Origin of the sequence: Gordonia sp. GONU, from assembly GCF_024733855.1 — a bacterium.
In the GTDB taxonomy this organism is placed as follows: domain Bacteria; phylum Actinomycetota; class Actinomycetes; order Mycobacteriales; family Mycobacteriaceae; genus Gordonia; species Gordonia amicalis.
Genome location: NZ_JANRHB010000008.1, coordinates 1 through 16,338 on the forward strand (window position 1 = coordinate 1; position 16,338 = coordinate 16,338).

The following is a 16,338-nucleotide window of genomic DNA, read 5'->3' on the forward strand; positions in this document are numbered from 1 at the left end:
TAAGCCCTCCAGCGCCAATGGTACTGCACCTTAATCAGTGTGGGAGAGTAGGACACCGCCGAACACAACTTCCACTGTGGCCCTTCACGACACCAATCGTGAAGGGCCACAGTGCATTTCAGCGCCCGCGTCGGTTCAGGACGGATGCGGCGTCCAAGCCATGAGAATGCCCCGCGACCTCGTTGTCGCGGGGCATTTCTCGTTCATGCGTCCTCAGCTGAGATGGTGCACCTCGGCCAGGCCGTACACCGGAGTGTCGAGACCCTCGTACCGAGCCTTCAGCTGAAGGGCCAGGTATAGCGAGTAGTGGCGGGACTGGTGCAGATTGCCGCCGTGGAACCAGAGGCCCGGCTGCTGCGTCGGCTTCCACATGTTGCGCTGCTCGCCCTCCCACGGTCCGGGGTCCTTGGTGGTCTCCGATCCCAGTCCCCAGACCTTGCCGACGCGGTCGGCGACCTCTTGTCCCATGAGGTCGGCGGCCCAGCCGTTCATCGATCCGAATCCGGTGGCGTAAACCACGACATCGGCCTCGAGTGCGGTGCCGTCGGACAGGACCACCGAGGTCTCGGTGAGATGATCGAGCTGACCCTGGACCAGCTTGATGGTGCCGTTGGCGATGAGTTCGCTGGCCCCGACATCGATGTAGTAACCCGACCCGCGTCGTAGGTACTTCATGAAGAGACCCGAGTCGTCGTCCCCGAAGTCGAGCTGGAAGCCGGCCGCCTCGAGACGGTCGTAGAACTCCTTGTCCTGCTCGCGGATCTGGTTGTACACCGGCACCTGGAATTCGTGCATGATCCGGTAGGGCAGCGAGGCGAAGGTGAGGTCGGCTTTCTTGGTGGTCATCCCGGAGGCGACCGCCTCCTCGCTGTAGAGGCCGCCGAGAGCGATCGACCGTAGCGAATCCGACTTCACGATGTGCGTCGACGATCGTTGCACCATCGTGGTGTCGACACCGGTGTCGACGAGCGCCTTGCAGATGTCGTGGGCGGAGTTGTTCGACCCGATCACGACCACCTTCTTGCCCGCGTAGGCGTCGGGTCCCGGATGCCGGCTGGAGTGATGCTGTTCGCCGGCGAAGATGTCCTGACCCGGAACGGTCGGGATCGAGGGCTTACCGGACATACCGGTCGCGAGAACGAGCTGCGTCGGATGAAGAGTCAGGCGTTCGCCGTCGCGGTCGAGTTCGACCGTCCAGCGTTTCCGGTCCTCGTCGTAGGTGGCCGACAGGCAGGTCGTCTTGCTCCAGTACGGCACCTCCATGACCTTGGTGTAGAACTCCAGCCAGTCGCCGATCTTGTCCTTGGGTGCGAACACCGGCCAGTTCTCCGGGAAGGGGAGGTACGGGAGGTGGTCGTACCAGACCGGGTCGTGCAGGCAGAGGGACTTGTACCGCTTGCGCCACTGGTCACCGGGCCGGTCGTGACGGTCCACGACGACCGACGGCACCCCGAGTTGCCGGAGGCGTGCGCCCAGCGCGATCCCGCCCTGTCCGCCGCCGATGACGAGGACGTAGGGCTGTGCCGTGCGGCCCAGCTCGCGCTCTTCGTCGGCCTTCTTCTCGGCCCATGACCGGGTGTCGGGATCGGAACCATGTACGGCACCGAGCACGCGGGTGGGGCCTCGACTCTCCTCGTACCCCTTCAGCTCCTGCATGGTGGTGAGGAGCGTCCAGGCGCGATCGATGCCGTCGGCGTCCGGGCGGATACGTACGTGACCCTCGCAGCGTCCGACGGCGGTCTCGAAGGAGATGAAGGCCGACGCCACACCGTCGCCGTCATCGGCGGCCTCCTCGGTCGTCGTGAAGCCCGCGGGACGGGTGTCGGCCAGACGAGCCAGGAGCATGTCGGTGATCTGCTCATGGCCCTCGACGGTCTTGATGTTCCAGGTGAACGCCGTCAGATCGCGCCAGTAGCTGTCGGTGAGGAACGCAGCTGTCGCCCGACCGACGTCGAGCGAGGCCAGCGCGGCTTCGAACTCCTCCAGCCACGCGTCGATCCGCTGCTGCGGGGTCCGGCCGGTGCCGACCACCGGCTCGAGCGTCTGGGTCATGGTGTCTCCTCAACAGTTCGGGTGGTCCACCGAAAGTGACGCGGACCACAGTCTTGCTGAGGACAGCAGACGCCACGCCGATCCGCCTCGGCAAGGGTTGCAGCCCGTTGCGACCCGACCCTTTCTTGCATCGGTTCTGTGATGTGACGCACAATCTTCGTGATGATGACTTCCGACCACGTCTCCGATCTGGAGCCAGCGGTTCAGGCCGGCGACGATCCGCGGGAGTTCGCCCACGTCCTCAGCGCCGTCCACGACGCGGCGATGTCGGGAGGGCGGATGCCCGCACGTCCGCGGGCCGTGATCGATGACTCGTGGCAGCGGCTCCGTAAGGCGGGCCTCGACCCGGACGCGGACGCTGCCATCGAAAGACGACTGGACGTGGAAGAACTCGAGGAGCGACGCCGCCAGTCGGGGCTGGTCGAGGTCGTCGACGAACTCGCCCGCGGTCTCGACTCGCTCATCGCCGACGGCGACAACATTCTGGTGATCGCGGACGCGCGGGGTCACGTGCTGTGGCGCAGCGGGTCGTCGAGGGTGCTCAGCCGCGCCGATCAGTTGGGCTTCATCGAGGGCGCCGACTGGGCCGAGAGCTCGGTGGGCACCAATGCGATCGGCACCGCCCTGATGTCCGGCCGGTCCATCCAGGTGTTCTCCGCCGAGCACTTCGTGCGCAGCCATCACTCCTGGACGTGCTCCGGCGCGCCGATCAAGGACCCGCGCACCGGTGACGTGCTCGGCGTCGTCGACGTGAGTGGGCCGGCGGCGACGATCCATCCCACCACGCTGGCGCTCGTGCACGCCGTCGCGCGGCTTGCCGAGTCCCAGCTGCGGGAACGGCATCATCGACGTCTGGACTGCCTACGCGCGGTCGCTGCACCGATCCTGGCCCGCTCACCGGGTCCGGCACTGGCGGTGGACGTCGACGGCTGGGTGGCGGCTGTCGACGCGGTGTCCCCGCGAGCCCGGCTGCTGTTGCCGCGTGGCGTGGGACCCGGCCGGTCCTTCTTCGGTGCGCTCGGCGAGTGCGATGTGGAGGCGCTGCCGGGCGGCTGGCTGGTTCGGGTCGCCGACGCGGTGGATGCGTCGACGACGCGGGTCTCGATGCGCACGGTCACGACCGCTTTCGGCGGTGAGTGCGTCGCGGTCTCGGTCGAGGGCGCCAGCGGCGGATGGACCCACCGGTGTTCGCCGCGTCATGGGGACATCCTCACCTACCTCGCACGGCATCGCAGCGGGGTCACCGCGGCGCAGATGTCGATGCACCTCTTCGGCGTCGACGACCGGACGGTGACCGTGCGCGCCGAGATGTCGCGGCTGCGCAAGCGGTTCGGGGGTCTCCTGGTGGCGGGGCCGTATCGCTTCGCCGACGGGGTCGAGGTGCGGCTGGACGGCTGAGTGGCCGAGAACCACCCCGGAAACCGACCGCTGGCGTCGCGCCGCGCGCATGTCGTCGTCGGCTGCGTCCAGGAGGGCGGATCACCGGGGCGGATTCGTTGGTCTCGATCAGTCGAACTCGGCCAGGACCAGCCCTCGGTCGTAGGCGAAGACGATCGCTGCCGCGCGATCCCGCAGGTCGAGCTTGGTGAAGATGTGGTTCACGTGGCTCTTCACCGTCACCTGCGAAATGCCGAGTGCCGAACCGATTTCGCCATTCGTCAGACCGCGGGCGATCAGGCGCAGGACGTCGGTCTCGCGGTCGGTCAGGTCCGGCGCGGTCGAGGTCCGTTCGCGGCCGGCACGCCGGAAGCCGTTGAGTACGCGTTCGGTGACCGCGGGATCGAGGAAGGCGCCGTCGCGGACCACAGCCCGCACCGCCCAGATCAGCGCCTCGGCAGGCGAGTCCTTCAGGATGAAACCCGCGGCCCCCGCACGCAGTGCGCCGGACAGCAGATCGTCGTCGTCGAAGGTGGTCAGCACCAGCACCGGGGGCGGTTTCCGAAGTGTCCGCAGCATCGTCGTGGCCGTGATGCCGTCGATGTTGCGCATGCGGAGATCCATCACCACGATGTCCGGCCGGTGTTCGGCCACCGCCGCGAGAACCTCTGAGCCGTCTGCACATTCGCCGACGATGTCGAAACCGTCGCGGAGTCGGAGGATGCGCCGCAGTCCGGTGCGGATCAGTTCCTGGTCGTCGACGAGCAGGACGCGGATCGATTCGGCGACCGTGTCGGTGGGACCCGCGCCCGACCTGTTGCCGGTCGTCATACGCTCAGCCCGTCGGTCATGACCCGTGCCGGCAGTGTGGCGTGGACCATCCAGGTCCCATCGTCGTGCCGGGTCTCGAGTGTGCCGCCGAGCAAGGCGGCGCGTTGTGTCATGCCGTCGATGCCGGCGCCGCCCCGATCCCTCGCCCGTCCGCCGAGGTGTGGATTCTCGATGATGATCTCGACCGAATCGTCCACGGTGACGTTCACCGCGGCCCGGTTGGCGGTCGAGTGTTTGACGACGTTGGCGAGGCACTCCTGCGTGATCCGGTACAGGGCGGCCGAGACCGGATCGGGGAGCGAGGCGAGGTCGCCGGCCACCCGATAGGAGACGTGGACGCCCGCCTTCCGGTAGTCGTCGATCAGCGCGGTGAGATCGCGGCCACCGGGCGCTGCCGTGGGCGGTTGCGACTCGTCGGCGCCGAGTACGTGCACGATCGTCCGGATCTCGGACATGGCCTGCCGGCCCTGGCGTTCGGCGTCGGTGAGGGCGTCGATTGCCTCATCGACGTCGCGATCTTGTTCCAATGCGCGCCGCGCGCCGGTGACGTTGAGCATGGTGATCGACAACGAGTGTGCGATGACATCGTGGATTTCCCGGGCGATGCGGCGGCGCTCGTCGCTGGCGGCGCGGTCGGCACGCTCGCGCAGGACGCGGGCACGGTTGTCGGACAGGCGTTTCTGGATCAGGACCATGTAGCCGATCAGCCACCCGCACGCGACACCGAGCGCGTACAGCGCCGGGGACTCGAGGCCACCGAAGATCCCGAACCCCACGACCAACGCGATGCACAACGCCACCACGCGTATTCCGGTGCGCAGCGAGTACATCGCGGCACCGATGGCCGCCGACAGGATCAGCTGCAGGGGCGCGGCGTCGTTGGGCACCGGATCCATCAGGAAGCACAGCGTGCTCGCGAGCACGGTGAAGCACACGAAGGACGACGGAGGCACACTCAGATCGAGGACGAGAGTGACGCAGGCGAGCACGAGCCCGGCGATCACCCAGCCGGGCCGATCGAACGGGTATCGCTGCGCCACCGAGACCACCGTGACGACGACACTCGCCGACAGGATGACCGCGGGATACAGCGGCGGATAGTCCCCGCCGGCGCGTTCGACCCGACGCCGCAGTTCGGCTCCGAGGTCTGCTGTGAAGCTCGTCACCGTTCCAGAATAGGTCCGCAGCCCGCTCCCACCTCCGCCCACCGATGGATTCTGGCCTCCACCCATGGGTGGAGGTCAGTTCATCCCACGGCATGGCGTTTCGGGGTCTTCGTCTCCATAGCGTTGTGAGCAGCACGTTTCCACCACTGGCGAGAGGACGAGACGATGAAGCTGCTCCCCGGACGCAACGGCCCGCGATGGGTCGCGTCACCCGCTGTTCCGGAACTACACGGACTGTCCGCGGGACGCCCGGTGGTCGTCGGCGTCTCCGGAAGCGAGGCGTCGCGCCGGGCCATCAAGACCGCCGTGCGCGCGACCGGCGGGACGTCCGACGTGATTCTCGTCTGCGCGACACGACGCAGCCGACGAGACGAGGCCCCGACCGGACTCCACGATGCGCTCAAGGGCGAGTCCTATCTGCTGACCGGGCAGGCCACGGTCGCCGAGCAGCTGCGGACCGCACGCGAACTCGCGATCTGGCTCGGTGCGCGGTCGGTGGAGATCGTCACCGACTTCGGCGACCCGGTGACGGTGCTGCAGCACGCTGCCGATCGCCTCGGCGCCGGGGCGGTGGTGCTGGGCACGTCCGGTCGGCGGCCCGGGTGGACGGCGAAGAGTCTTGCCCGCCGACTCGATTCCGAGGTGGATCTCGTCGTCACCGACGGGAGGCTGCATCACCACCGCCGGTTCGCGACGCGTGAGGCATCGCTCCGCACCATCCGCTGGACACCGGGATGGACCGCTCCGCAACGCGGCCTTGCCTCCCGCTGAAGGCTTGGGAGGAGGTGCGCATGCGCATCACCGACGAGGCACGTCTCAGGGAGATCGTCGGGCATCCGATCCTGGTGGTGGAGACCGCAAGGTCCTGTACCTGTCTACTTCGACACGCTTCTCCGCACGCTGCTCGACCGCGTCGAGCACTGAGGCGGTGAGCTCGTCCGCGGGCTCCAGTGGCAGTGTGTGGTGGGTTCCGCTGTGCAACAGGATGATCCGCGCATCGGGTAAGTGCTCCCGAAGTCGCGCCGCGACACGGGGAGAGTGGTGTGCCCGGCTGTCGGGCGCGAAGATCGCGGTGACGATCTTGCCGCCCTGCAGCTTCGAGAATTCCTCTCGGGACGGGCATTTCGGAACGATCGTCGGGCCGGTGGGGTACTGCGCTCCGGCGCAGTACATCTCGATCCACGTGCGGTCGAGGGTGGCGTCGCGGGTCTCCCACGACAGGAACCGGCGTTGCCGCCGCGGAGTCGGTGCGATGAGCGTCGGCACTGCGTGGGCGAGATAGCGCAGTCGCAGGCCGGCGAAACATGAGGTCGGGTCGAGGAGGACGAGTCGCCGCACCCTCTCTCGGTGGACGCCGGTCGCGTAGGCCAGCGCGATCATCGCGTCGTACGAATGGCCCACGAGGTCAACGGATTCGACATCGAGGGCGTCGAACGTCGCGTCCAGCCAGGTCGACAGATCGTCGGTTGTGCGCGGTCGGCCGGGCCCGGGGCGAGAGCGACCGGCGTCGCCGATGATGTCGACGGTGAGTACCCGACGCGACTCTGCGAGGCGGCCGACCACATTCACATACGACCCGGATGTCGCGCCACCGCCCGGGAGCAGGACGATGGGCGTGCCCGGCGAGGTGCCGTAACTGTTGACCCGAGTCACCCCGTGGCCGCTCTCGACCTCGAGGGGCCGACCTCCTCCGCGTGCGATGAGGGCGTCGTAGGCGGTGAAGAACCTCGTGCCGTCAGGCGAATCGGCGAACTCCTGCAGTGACGGTCGTGCCACGGGGCGGCTCCGATCTGTCTAATGTCTCGATGATCGAGAGAGTAGATCATCGAGTTGATGTCGTAAAGTGGTCGGCGTGGAACATGACGACCTGGTCCATCGTCTGCGGGCGCTGACCGTCGAACTCGAGTTGCTCGGGTCGGAGTTCGCGTCGCGGAACGTCCTGCATGCCACTGACGTGCGTGCGCTCATCGCCCTCCTCGACCGTTCGCGGGCAGGGGAAATCGCAACCCCCGGCTGGCTTGCCGGGCACCTGGGACTCAACAGCGCATCGACGACCGCGTTGATCGATCGGCTGGAAGGTCGGGGCCTGGTCTCCCGGGCGCGCGACGACGCGGATCGTCGACGGGTCACGCTGTACGTCACCGACGCCGCCCAGGAGATGGGTTGGGGCTTCTTCGGTCCGCTCATCGACCGGGTCCGGACCGTGGTCGACGACTTCTCGGCGGCCGAGCTCAACACCGTCCGCGCCTTCCTCGACCACGTCACCGCGGCGGTGGGGGAGCTGCGCAACGCCTGACCGAGCGTGGTGCGTGACCGTTCGTCGCCTGCAGGTGACCGATCGGCGCAGGTTGTGAGATCCGATTCGGTGCCGGCCATCACACCGATACCCTCTAGGGGCGGCGGGGCACATGAGGTGTCCCGCCCTGCGCGCGAGAACGGCGAAAGGATGGCCATGGGCCGGTACACCGAAGCATTCACCCAGGCGGTCGACGATCGTGAAGGCTTTTGGCTCGAGGCCGCCCGGGCCGTCGACTGGACCGTGCGGCCCACTCGCGCCCTCGACGACTCGGCCGCACCGTTCTACCGATGGTTTCCCGACGGCGAGCTGAACACGTCGTACAACGCCCTCGACCGGCACGTGCAGGCCGGAAACGGCGACCGCCCCGCACTCATCTGGGATTCGGCGATGGTCGGCGAGGTCCGCCGTTACACCTATGCCGAACTGCTCGACGAGGTCTCGCGCTTCGCGGGTGTCCTCGCCGCCCGGGGCATCGCCGCCGGCGACCGCGTCGTCATCTACATGCCGATGATCCCGGAGGCCGCGATCGCGATGCTGGCCTGCGCACGGATCGGTGCCGTCCACTCGGTGGTCTTCGGTGGGTTCGCCGCGCCCGAACTCGCCACCCGCATCGACGACGCCGAGCCGGTCGCTGTCGTCACCGCCTCCGGTGGTCTGGAGCCGGGGCGCGCGGTCGAGTACCTGCCGATGGTGGCGAGGGCGATCGAACTGTCGGCCAGTGCTCCGCAGACCGTCATCGTCAAGGACCGTCCCGAGATCAACGGCTCCGCAGCCGATCACGACGGTTGGCTGGACTGGGATTCCGCGATGGGCGACGCCCGGGCCGTCGATCCGGTGCCCGTCGCCGCGACCGATCCGCTCTACATCCTCTACACCTCCGGCACCACCGGAAAGCCCAAGGGCGTGGTCCGCGACAACGGCGGCCACGCCGTCGCGCTGACCTGGTCGATGAAGAACATCTACGGCATCTCCGCCGGTGACGTGTGGTGGACGGCGTCCGACGTCGGCTGGGTCGTCGGCCACTCCTACATCGTGTACGCGCCGCTGCTGGTCGGTGCGACGACCGTGATGTACGAGGGCAAGCCGGTCGGTACGCCGGACGCCGGTGCCTTCTGGCGCGTCATCGCCGACCACGGCGTCAAGGCACTCTTCACCGCGCCGACCGCAATCCGCGCCGTCCGCAAAGCCGACCCGAATGCCGCGGAGCTGGCGAAGTACGACGTGTCGACGCTCCACACGTTGTTCGCGGCGGGCGAGCGGCTCGACCCGGACACCTTCACCTGGGCCTCGGAGGTTCTCGGGGTGCCGGTCGTCGACCATTGGTGGCAGACCGAGACCGGCTGGGCCATTGCGGCGAATCTTCGTGGCCTGGAACCGATGCCGATCAAGGCGGGGTCGCCGACGGTCCCCGTTCCCGGCTATCAGGTGGGCGTCGTCGACGCCGAGGGCAAGCAGGTGGGCGCGAACGAGGAGGGCAACATCGTCATCACCCTCCCGCTGCCGCCGGGGACGCTGACCGGTTTGTGGCGCGACGAGGAGCGCTACCGCAAGTCCTACCTCGCCGCCTTCGAGGGGTACTACCTGACCGGCGACAGCGGATATCTCGACTCCGACGGGTACGTGTTCGTCCTGGGACGCTCGGATGACGTGATCAACGTTGCCGGGCACCGGCTTTCGACCGGAAGTATCGAGGCGGTCGTGGCGTCGCATCCGGCGGTCGCCGAATGCGCGGTCATCGGGATCCACGACGATCTCAAAGGGCAGCGCCCGAGCGGTTACGTGGTGCTGAAGTCGGGTGTCGAGATCGAGGCGGACACGCTGCGGAGCGAGCTGGTCGCCAAGGTGCGCAACGAGATCGGCGCCGTCGCGACCTTCCGCGATGTGACGGTGGTGCCGGCGCTGCCCAAGACGCGGTCGGGCAAGATCCTGCGCAAGACGATGCGCCAGATCGCCGACCACGAGGAGTACACGGTCCCGTCGACCATCGAGGACCCGGACGTCCTGACCGCGCTCGCCGAGCAGCTCAAGGGCTGACGGGCGTCACGACGTGCGCGACCGCATCCTCCGCACCGCGATAACCCTCGTCCCGTTCGTCGGGCTGGTCGGCACGATCGTCATGACGGTGATCGACGTGCTGGCACCGGGAGGCGACCTCGGCCGGGATCTGCTCGAGAACTCGGTGCTGTGGATGATCGGCGTACAGGGCTGGATGACCGGTTGCGGTCACATGTTCTTCGGCGAGCCGATCGCGGAGTCGATCGGCTGGCCGTCGAAGACGCCGTGGCAGTGGGAGGTCGGTCTCGCCAGTCTGGCGACCGGTGTGCTGGGCGTCATCGCCTCCGGTTTCGGTGACGAGTTCACCCTGGCCACGATCATCGCGTTCTCCGTGTTCTACCTGGGTGCCGCCGTCGGACACGTGCGGGAGATGGTGACGCACCGGAACTTCAAGGCGGGCAACGCCGGACCGATCTTCTTCTTCGACGTGCTGGTGCCGGTCTATCTGATCGTGTTGTACACGGTCGTCACGTAGCGGAGACTTGGTCGCGTGCATGTGGACAAGCACGACGAACTCCCCGTCGATCCCGACGAACGGCCGCTGCATCTGCGCGTGCACGCCCTGGCGTGGGTGTTCGCGGGAGGGCTGATCGGTACGGGCGTGCGGTACTGGGCAGAGGAGACATTCCCCGCCGCCGAGGGGCACTGGCCGTGGGCGACGTTCGCGGTCAACATCATCGGCGCCTTCGTCCTCGGTGCGCTCCTGGAACTGCTTGCGCGGCTTGGCCATGACGAGGGCTGGCGACAGCGGGTGAGGTTGTTCGGTGGCACCGGCATCTGCGGGGCGCTGACCACCTACAGCACGTTCGCGCTGGAGATCTCGGAACTGACCCGCGCGTCGGCGGTGGTGACCGCCATCGCGTACGCGGCGCTCAGCGTCGTGCTCGGTCTCGGCGCGGCAGCCGGCGGGATCGCCGCCGCCTCGGGGTTCGCGGCACGACGGAGGCGCCGATGATCGCCCTCGCCGTGGTGGTGGCGGGAGGGCTCGGAGCGGTGGTGCGCTTCGTCGTCGACGGTGCGGTCAAATGGAAGTGGCCCAGCATCACCCCGTGGGGAACCTTCGTCGTCAACGTGACCGGTTCGGCGCTGCTCGGTGTGCTCGCCGGTCTGGTGATCTTCCAGGGGGCTCCGCATGAACTGCAGGCCGTCGTCGGCACCGGATTCTGCGGCGGTTACACCACTTTCAGCACCGCGAGCTTCGAGGTCGTCCGCCTGGCGGAGAACCGGCAGAGGCTGGTCGCGGCCGGGTACGCCGGAATCACGCTGACCGTATCGGTCGCCGCATGTGCCGTCGGTCTGGCACTAGTCGGGGCGGCCTGAGGTCGAACGCATTCGTCCCCGCCACCTTCGTCGAGGCGGCGGGGACGGAAAGCGCACGGTCAGAGACTCACTTGAGCTCGGCGCTGCTCTTGTTCAGCACGCGGCGGGCGATGATGAGGTTCTGGATCTGCTGGGTGCCCTCGAAGATGTCGAGGATCTTCGAGTCGCGGGCCCACTTCTCCACCAGCAGGCGCTCCGAGTACCCGAGCGTGCCGGTCAGCTCGACCACCTTGTTGGTGATGTCGGTGACGGTGCGTCCGGCCTTGGCCTTCGACATCGACGCCTCGGTCGAGTTCGGTTGCTTGTTGTCGGCCATCCAGGTGGCGCGCATCGTGTGCAGGTAGGCCGCCTCGAAGTCGGCCTCCATGCGCAGGAACTCGGCGGCCGCGGCGTGCTGGTCGGCGGCGGGACGGTCGTAGTCGACCTCGATGCCGGCCTCGTCCAGAATGCGGCGCAGTTCCTCGAGCGCGGCACGCGCGACACCGACCGCCATGCCCGCGACGAGGGGACGGGTGTTGTCGAAGGTCTGCATGACCCCGCCGAACCCCTTCTTGGTGTCCACCTCGGGGGAGCCGAGCAGGTTCTCCTTGGGGATCCGGCAGTTCTCGAACCGGATCACCGCGGTGTCGGAGACGCGGATGCCCAGCTTGTGTTCCAGCCGAACGACTTCCACCCCGGGGTGCTCGCGCGGGACCACGAAGCTCTTGATGGCGGCGCGGCCCAGGCTCTTGTCGACGGTCGCCCACACGACGATGTGGGTGGCGCGCGAGCCGGCGGTCACGAAGATCTTCTCGCCGTTGATGACGTACTCGTCGCCGTCGAGGGTGGCGGTGGTGCTCACGGCCGCCGAGTCGGAGCCGAAGCTGGGCTCGGTGATGGCCATCGCGGCCCATACCTTGCCGAACCGCTCCAGCTGTTCGTCGGTGGCCACCGCGGCGATCGCCGAGTTCCCCAGACCCTGGTAGGGGATGGACAGCATGAGACCGAGGTCGCCCCAGCATGTTTCGATCACGTTGAGCGCCGACTGCATGTTGCCGCCGTTGACCACCGCGCCCTCTTCGCGTGGCTTGGCCTTCTTCTGCTGGCTTCGACCGCCGTCGGCACCCGCGCCGGCCTGCCCGGTCTCGGAGAGACCGTCGTAGAGGCTGGCCAGAGTGTCGAGTTCGACCGGGTAATCGTGTTCGCGCAGATCGTATTTGCGCGAGATGGGCCGGAAGATCTCCGCCGCCGCCTGATGTGCCTGGTCGATGGTGACGTGCAGCTTCTTCGGGAGTTCGAGATTGATGCTCATGTCAGTTTCCTTGGATCACAGTCGGTCTAGAGGACGACGATGCCTTCGCCGATGCCGGCGCCGCGGAGGTCGCGGTACCAGCGCTCGACCGGGTGCTCCTTGGTGAAGCCGTGTCCGCCGAGCAGCTGGACGCCGTCGAGGCCGATCTGCAGGCCCTTGTCGATGGTGAGCTTGCGGGCGAGGGCGGCTTCGCGGGCGAAGCTCAGGCCCTGCTCGGCACGTGCGGCGCCGCGCAGCGTCACGAGGCGGATCGAGTCGACCTCGGTGGCGATGTTGGCGACCATGAACGCGACCGCCTGCCGGTTGGAGATCGGCTCGCCGAAGGCCTCACGCTCGTTGACGTAGGGGATCACGTAGTCGAGGACCGCGCGGGCGGTACCGGCGGCCAGTGCGGACCAGCCGAGGCGTGACAGGCGCACCACGTCGCGGTACGCGGCGAAGGCGGCGTCGCCGTCGCCGGCGAGCAGCGCCGTCTCGGGAACGGCGACGTCCTGCAGGAGCAGGCGTCCCATGCCGGCGGCGCGGACACCCATGCCGGGATCGGCTTCGACGATCAGGCCCTTGGAGTCGGACTCGACCAGGAACAGCGCGGGTTTGCCGTCGAGCTGGGCTCCGACGACGAACAGCTCCGACGACCCGGCGGCGGGCACGAAGGACTTCACGCCGTTGAGGCGGTATCCGCTGGGTACGCGGGTTGCCTTGGTGCTCAACGCGAATGCGTCGAACAGCGGCTTGGGCTCGGCGATGACGACGGCCGACTGCGGCACGTTCTCGCCGGCGAAGTCGGGCAGGTAGGTGCGCTGCTGGGAGTCGGTGCCGAAGTTGGTGAGGGTGGTTGCCACACCACTCGGCGCCAGAAGCGGGAGGGCCAGGCCCATGTCGCCGTAGGCCATCGCCTCGGCGACGAGTGCGTTGGTGACCACGCCACGCTCGGAGGCCGCACCGTCGAAGGTCTCGGGCACATTGATCATCGTGATGCCCAGCTCGGCCGAGCGCTTGACGATGTCCTCGGGCGCCGTGGCCGCGGCATCGGCGTCGTAGGCGGCGGGGCGCAGGATCTCGGTGGCGAACTCCTTCACCGTCTCCGCGATCATCTGCTGCTCGTCGTCGGGGGTGAGGTTGAAGTAGTTCTTGGGTGCGGTGGTCAGCCGCTTGGCGTCGCCCGAGCCGCCCTGGGCGGCCTTGAACGCGCGGTTGGCCGCGCCGAGGGTCTGGAAACCGGTCTTGGTGGCCTGGTAGGCGACCCGGTTGATGGGTTCGCGGATCTTGTACTTCTCCGCGAACTCCGAGCCGGTCACCGTCGTGAGCACACGCATCGCGGTGCCGATGAAGTTGCGGGGATGCGGGTTGCGGCCGACTGCGGAGGTGTCGCGCGGTTCGGTGTGAGTTGTCATGATCACCAGCCGTTCTTCCAGTCGCCCCGGTGAGGGGCTCTGCACAGGTATTTGCGGACCGATCTTACTCGGTGGTAAGTCCAGACCTTACTCTTCAGTAAGAAGTTTGTCACCTACTTGTCCGACGCCGTCGGGGGCGTCGCGCGCTAGGCTGGCCGGGTGACCCTGGAAGCCCGCTCCGACCTGCGCATATCGTCCACCGGCGCGCTGGGGGCGGCGGTCGTCGGACTGGCCGGCGCCGCCGCGGTCGGAGCCGCCTGCGTGTTCACCCCGGCCGGGATCGCCGCCGGTCCGGGGATCTGTCCGTTCGCGATGATGACGGGCCTGCCGTGTCCGGGTTGCGGTCTCACCCGTAGCTGGGTGGCGTTCATGCACGGCGACGTCGGAGCGGCGTTTCGCTTCAACGTCTTCGGGCCGATCCTGCTCGTCCTCACCATGGTGACCGTCGCCCTCGCAACCGCAACTCTGGTGCGGCGGCGGAAGTCTCCGCTCGCGAGCTGGCGCGACGTCGTGTCGGGCCGCGCGGGAGCAGTCCTGCTGGGCGTGTGGCTGACCTACGGGTTGGCGCGCATCGTCGACGCCGCCGCGGGTTGGGGGATCTTCCCGATCGTGGTCTGAAGAAGGCAGAGTGGATGCATGCAGATCACCCACTTCGGCCACTCCTGTCTGCTCGTCGAGATCGACGGGACCAAGGTGCTCTTCGACCCGGGCAACTTCTCGCACGGTTTCGAGGGCATCACCGGTCTCGACGCCATCCTCATCACCCATCAGCACCCCGATCACTGCGATGTCGCGAAGCTGCCCGACCTCGTCGCAGGCAACCCCGACGCCGTGCTCTACGCCGACCCGCAGACCACCGCGCAGCTCAATGGTGACGACGTCGCGGGGGCCTGGACCGCGGCGCGCAGTGGTGATCAGATCGAGATCGGTTCGCTCACCGCACGATTCACCGGCGGTCGGCACGCGGTCATCCACCCGGAGATCCCGGTCATCGACAACGTCGCCTATATTCTCGGCACCCCCGAGGACCCGGGACAGTTCATGCACCCGGGTGACTCTTTCTACATCCCCTTCGAGCGCGTCGACGTCCTCGCGCTGCCGTCGGCCGCGCCGTGGATGAAGCTCAGCGAATCCGTCGACTACCTCCGCGCGATGGCCCCGCGGGTCGCGGTGCCGATCCACCAGGCGATCCTCTCCGACGCCGGGACCGGCATCCACTACGGGCGACTGTCGGACATGAAGAACGACGCGACCGAGTTCAAGGTCCTCGACAAGGAGACCGGTACGGAGCTCTAGGGACTGCGCGCTACGGACCGAGCGCGGCCAGCACCTTGTCGTGGAGCAGACCGTTGCTGGCGACGGCACTGCCGCCGGCGGGACCCGGGGTCCCGTCGAGTGCGGTGAACCGCCCGCCGGCCTCCCGGACGAGGATGTCGAGGGGAGCGAGGTCCCAGAGGGAGACCTCCGGCTCGGCGGCGACGTCGACCGCGCCCTCGGCCACCAGGCAGTAGTTGAAGAAGTCGCCGTAGCCGCGGACCCGCCAGACCTGATCGGTGAGGTCGACGAAACGGTCGCGGATGCCGCGGTCGGCCCAGCCGGAGAGGCTCGAGAACGCCAGGCTCGACGCGGAGAGGTCGCCGACCCCCGACACCGAGAGCTGACGGGCGTCCTCGCCGTCGAAGCACGTGTGGGCGCCGAGTCCGCCGGCGGCCCACCAGCGTCGACGCAGGGCGGGTGCCGACACCACGCCGACGGTGGGCACGCCATCGACGAGCAGGGCGATCAGCGTGGCCCAGACCGGGACCCCGCGGACGAAGTTCTTGGTGCCGTCGATGGGGTCGATGACCCATTGGCGACCGGTGAGGGTCGCGTCACCGCCGAACTCCTCACCGAGGACCGTGTCGGCGGGCCGGCGGGCGGCCAGCCGTTCGCGGAGCAGCGTCTCGCAGGCGAGGTCGGCGTCGGTGACGGGTGTCAGGTCCGGTTTGTCGTCGACGCGGAGGTCGACCGCCCCGAACCGGTCCGTGGTCAGCGCATCGGCGGAATCGGCGAGCGACAGCGCGAGTTCGAGGTCATCGTCGTAGCTCTGTGCGGTTCTGGGGATTTTCGGACCGGAGTCGGCGGACATGCCCGGTAGGGTAGCCGTCATGCTGCTCACCGTGACGTTCACCCTGTTGCTGGCCGCGCTGGTGGTGGTGCTGGTCGTCCAGTGGCAGCGAGGCCGGAATCCGCGGGCGATGTCCCCAGGTAAGGCCTCGCAGTATGTGCAGGGCACGCTGACGGTCGTCGGCGTCTCCGACGACCAGGTCGACCCGCAGAGCGCGACGGACAAGAACGGCCAGCGCTTCTACACCATCACCGGGACCATCGTCGGACCGGAGACCAACCCGACCGAGGTCTACGGAACCCTCGTGCTCGGTCCCGACGATCCGTGGCCGCAGGTGGGCGACGACCTGCCGGTGATCTACAAGCCGCAGAAGGCCGTGACGTCCTGGCAGTTCGGTGTCCTGCCCGATCCGCAGCCGCCCGCGGGACCCGGCGGCATCTGAACTG

Annotated in this window: 17 protein-coding genes; 10 read left to right on the plus strand and 7 right to left on the minus strand. The window is 68.0% G+C overall.

The genetic code is table 11. From position 1 onward, the window contains the following. Nucleotides 1–213 precede the first annotated feature (213 nt). Nucleotides 214–2,052, minus strand: a complete 1,839-nt coding sequence (locus tag NWF34_RS09675) for an NAD(P)/FAD-dependent oxidoreductase (RefSeq protein WP_258324842.1) — start codon at nucleotides 2,050–2,052, stop codon at nucleotides 214–216. A 162-nt stretch (nucleotides 2,053–2,214) separates the two neighbouring features. On the opposite strand from NWF34_RS09675, the gene NWF34_RS09680 reads away from it, so the two are divergent. Further along, nucleotides 2,215–3,450, plus strand: a complete 1,236-nt coding sequence (locus NWF34_RS09680) for a helix-turn-helix domain-containing protein (protein WP_258324843.1) — start codon at nucleotides 2,215–2,217, stop codon at nucleotides 3,448–3,450. Nucleotides 3,451–3,558: 108 nt separating this feature from the next. On the opposite strand, the gene NWF34_RS09685 is transcribed toward NWF34_RS09680, so the two are convergent. Both NWF34_RS09685 and NWF34_RS09690 read right to left on the minus strand, forming a co-directional pair. Continuing rightward, nucleotides 3,559–4,260 carry a response regulator transcription factor gene (locus NWF34_RS09685; RefSeq protein WP_024498187.1) on the minus strand — a complete coding sequence of 234 codons (702 nt, stop codon included), beginning with the start codon at nucleotides 4,258–4,260 and terminating at the stop codon, nucleotides 3,559–3,561. Further along, nucleotides 4,257–5,426, minus strand: coding sequence for a sensor histidine kinase (locus tag NWF34_RS09690; protein ID WP_258324844.1), 1,170 nt, complete (start codon nucleotides 5,424–5,426; stop codon nucleotides 4,257–4,259). The genes NWF34_RS09685 and NWF34_RS09690 overlap by 4 nt, the downstream gene beginning before the upstream one ends. Before the next feature lie 165 nt (nucleotides 5,427–5,591). Here NWF34_RS09690 and NWF34_RS09695 point away from each other — a divergent pair, with 165 nt between their 5' ends. Next, nucleotides 5,592–6,197, plus strand: coding sequence for a universal stress protein (locus NWF34_RS09695; RefSeq protein ID WP_258324845.1), 606 nt, complete (start codon nucleotides 5,592–5,594; stop codon nucleotides 6,195–6,197). 45 nt (nucleotides 6,198–6,242) lie between these two features. On the opposite strand, the gene NWF34_RS09700 is transcribed toward NWF34_RS09695, so the two are convergent. Continuing rightward, entirely contained in the window at nucleotides 6,243–7,202 is a 960-nt protein-coding gene (locus NWF34_RS09700; RefSeq protein ID WP_258324846.1) for an alpha/beta fold hydrolase, read from the minus strand. 76 nt (nucleotides 7,203–7,278) lie between these two features. Here NWF34_RS09700 and NWF34_RS09705 point away from each other — a divergent pair, with 76 nt between their 5' ends. The 5 genes from NWF34_RS09705 to NWF34_RS09725 all read left to right on the plus strand — a co-directional run bounded on the left by NWF34_RS09705 (nucleotide 7,279) and on the right by NWF34_RS09725 (nucleotide 11,100). Next, entirely contained in the window at nucleotides 7,279–7,722 is a 444-nt protein-coding gene (locus NWF34_RS09705) for a MarR family winged helix-turn-helix transcriptional regulator (protein ID WP_051349584.1), read from the plus strand. Between the two features lie 156 nt (nucleotides 7,723–7,878). After that, nucleotides 7,879–9,759, plus strand: a complete 1,881-nt coding sequence (locus tag NWF34_RS09710) for a propionyl-CoA synthetase (RefSeq protein ID WP_258324847.1) — start codon at nucleotides 7,879–7,881, stop codon at nucleotides 9,757–9,759. A gap of 13 nt (nucleotides 9,760–9,772) precedes the next feature. Beyond that, complete coding sequence (locus tag NWF34_RS09715; RefSeq protein WP_024498193.1) at nucleotides 9,773–10,255, plus strand: DUF6790 family protein; 483 nt, start codon at nucleotides 9,773–9,775, stop codon at nucleotides 10,253–10,255. Nucleotides 10,256–10,270: 15 nt separating this feature from the next. Beyond that, nucleotides 10,271–10,735: a fluoride efflux transporter CrcB gene (gene crcB / locus NWF34_RS09720; RefSeq protein WP_258324848.1), complete on the plus strand. Its 465-nt coding sequence runs from the start codon at nucleotides 10,271–10,273 to the stop codon at nucleotides 10,733–10,735. Next, nucleotides 10,732–11,100: a CrcB family protein gene (locus NWF34_RS09725; protein ID WP_258324849.1), complete on the plus strand. Its 369-nt coding sequence runs from the start codon at nucleotides 10,732–10,734 to the stop codon at nucleotides 11,098–11,100. Before crcB ends, NWF34_RS09725 begins: the two co-directional genes overlap by 4 nt. A gap of 67 nt (nucleotides 11,101–11,167) precedes the next feature. Here NWF34_RS09725 and NWF34_RS09730 read toward each other — a convergent pair whose 3' ends face one another. Together NWF34_RS09730 and NWF34_RS09735 are read right to left on the minus strand one after the other, a co-directional pair. Continuing rightward, a complete protein-coding gene (locus NWF34_RS09730; protein ID WP_024498195.1) occupies nucleotides 11,168–12,391 on the minus strand; it encodes an acyl-CoA dehydrogenase family protein in 1,224 nt (407 codons plus the stop codon). Nucleotides 12,392–12,417: 26 nt separating this feature from the next. Further along, the gene (locus tag NWF34_RS09735; protein ID WP_040004673.1) at nucleotides 12,418–13,785 is read right to left on the minus strand and encodes an acyl-CoA dehydrogenase family protein; all 1,368 of its coding nucleotides are present in this window, start codon (nucleotides 13,783–13,785) and stop codon (nucleotides 12,418–12,420) included. A gap of 159 nt (nucleotides 13,786–13,944) precedes the next feature. Here NWF34_RS09735 and NWF34_RS09740 point away from each other — a divergent pair, with 159 nt between their 5' ends. Both NWF34_RS09740 and NWF34_RS09745 read left to right on the plus strand, forming a co-directional pair. Next, complete coding sequence (locus NWF34_RS09740; protein WP_258324850.1) at nucleotides 13,945–14,403, plus strand: DUF2752 domain-containing protein; 459 nt, start codon at nucleotides 13,945–13,947, stop codon at nucleotides 14,401–14,403. An 18-nt stretch (nucleotides 14,404–14,421) separates the two neighbouring features. Next, a complete protein-coding gene (locus NWF34_RS09745) occupies nucleotides 14,422–15,081 on the plus strand; it encodes an MBL fold metallo-hydrolase (protein WP_258324851.1) in 660 nt (219 codons plus the stop codon). Between the two features lie 10 nt (nucleotides 15,082–15,091). Here the strand turns inward: NWF34_RS09745 and hisN are convergent, their stop codons facing one another. Next, nucleotides 15,092–15,913, minus strand: a complete 822-nt coding sequence (hisN, locus tag NWF34_RS09750; protein ID WP_258324852.1) for a histidinol-phosphatase — start codon at nucleotides 15,911–15,913, stop codon at nucleotides 15,092–15,094. A gap of 19 nt (nucleotides 15,914–15,932) precedes the next feature. On the opposite strand from hisN, the gene NWF34_RS09755 reads away from it, so the two are divergent. Continuing rightward, a complete protein-coding gene (locus NWF34_RS09755) occupies nucleotides 15,933–16,334 on the plus strand; it encodes a hypothetical protein (RefSeq protein ID WP_024498200.1) in 402 nt (133 codons plus the stop codon). The last annotated feature ends 4 nt before the right edge of the window (nucleotides 16,335–16,338 follow it).

Bases quoted from the DNA above. Each gene is read 5' to 3' on its own strand.
- NWF34_RS09695 (WP_258324845.1), top strand. From the start codon at position 5,592: ATGAAGCTGCTCCCCGGACGCAACGGCCCGCGATGGGTCGCGTCACCC.
- NWF34_RS09710 (WP_258324847.1), top strand. From the start codon at position 7,879: ATGGGCCGGTACACCGAAGCATTCACCCAGGCGGTCGACGATCGTGAA.
- NWF34_RS09755 (WP_024498200.1), top strand. From the start codon at position 15,933: ATGCTGCTCACCGTGACGTTCACCCTGTTGCTGGCCGCGCTGGTGGTG.
- hisN (WP_258324852.1), bottom strand. From the start codon at position 15,913: ATGTCCGCCGACTCCGGTCCGAAAATCCCCAGAACCGCACAGAGCTAC.
- NWF34_RS09725 (WP_258324849.1), top strand. From the start codon at position 10,732: ATGATCGCCCTCGCCGTGGTGGTGGCGGGAGGGCTCGGAGCGGTGGTG.
- NWF34_RS09745 (WP_258324851.1), top strand. From the start codon at position 14,422: ATGCAGATCACCCACTTCGGCCACTCCTGTCTGCTCGTCGAGATCGAC.
- NWF34_RS09685 (WP_024498187.1), bottom strand. From the start codon at position 4,260: ATGACGACCGGCAACAGGTCGGGCGCGGGTCCCACCGACACGGTCGCC.
- NWF34_RS09680 (WP_258324843.1), top strand. From the start codon at position 2,215: ATGATGACTTCCGACCACGTCTCCGATCTGGAGCCAGCGGTTCAGGCC.
- NWF34_RS09735 (WP_040004673.1), bottom strand. From the start codon at position 13,785: ATGACAACTCACACCGAACCGCGCGACACCTCCGCAGTCGGCCGCAAC.
- NWF34_RS09675 (WP_258324842.1), bottom strand. From the start codon at position 2,052: ATGACCCAGACGCTCGAGCCGGTGGTCGGCACCGGCCGGACCCCGCAG.
- NWF34_RS09730 (WP_024498195.1), bottom strand. From the start codon at position 12,391: ATGAGCATCAATCTCGAACTCCCGAAGAAGCTGCACGTCACCATCGAC.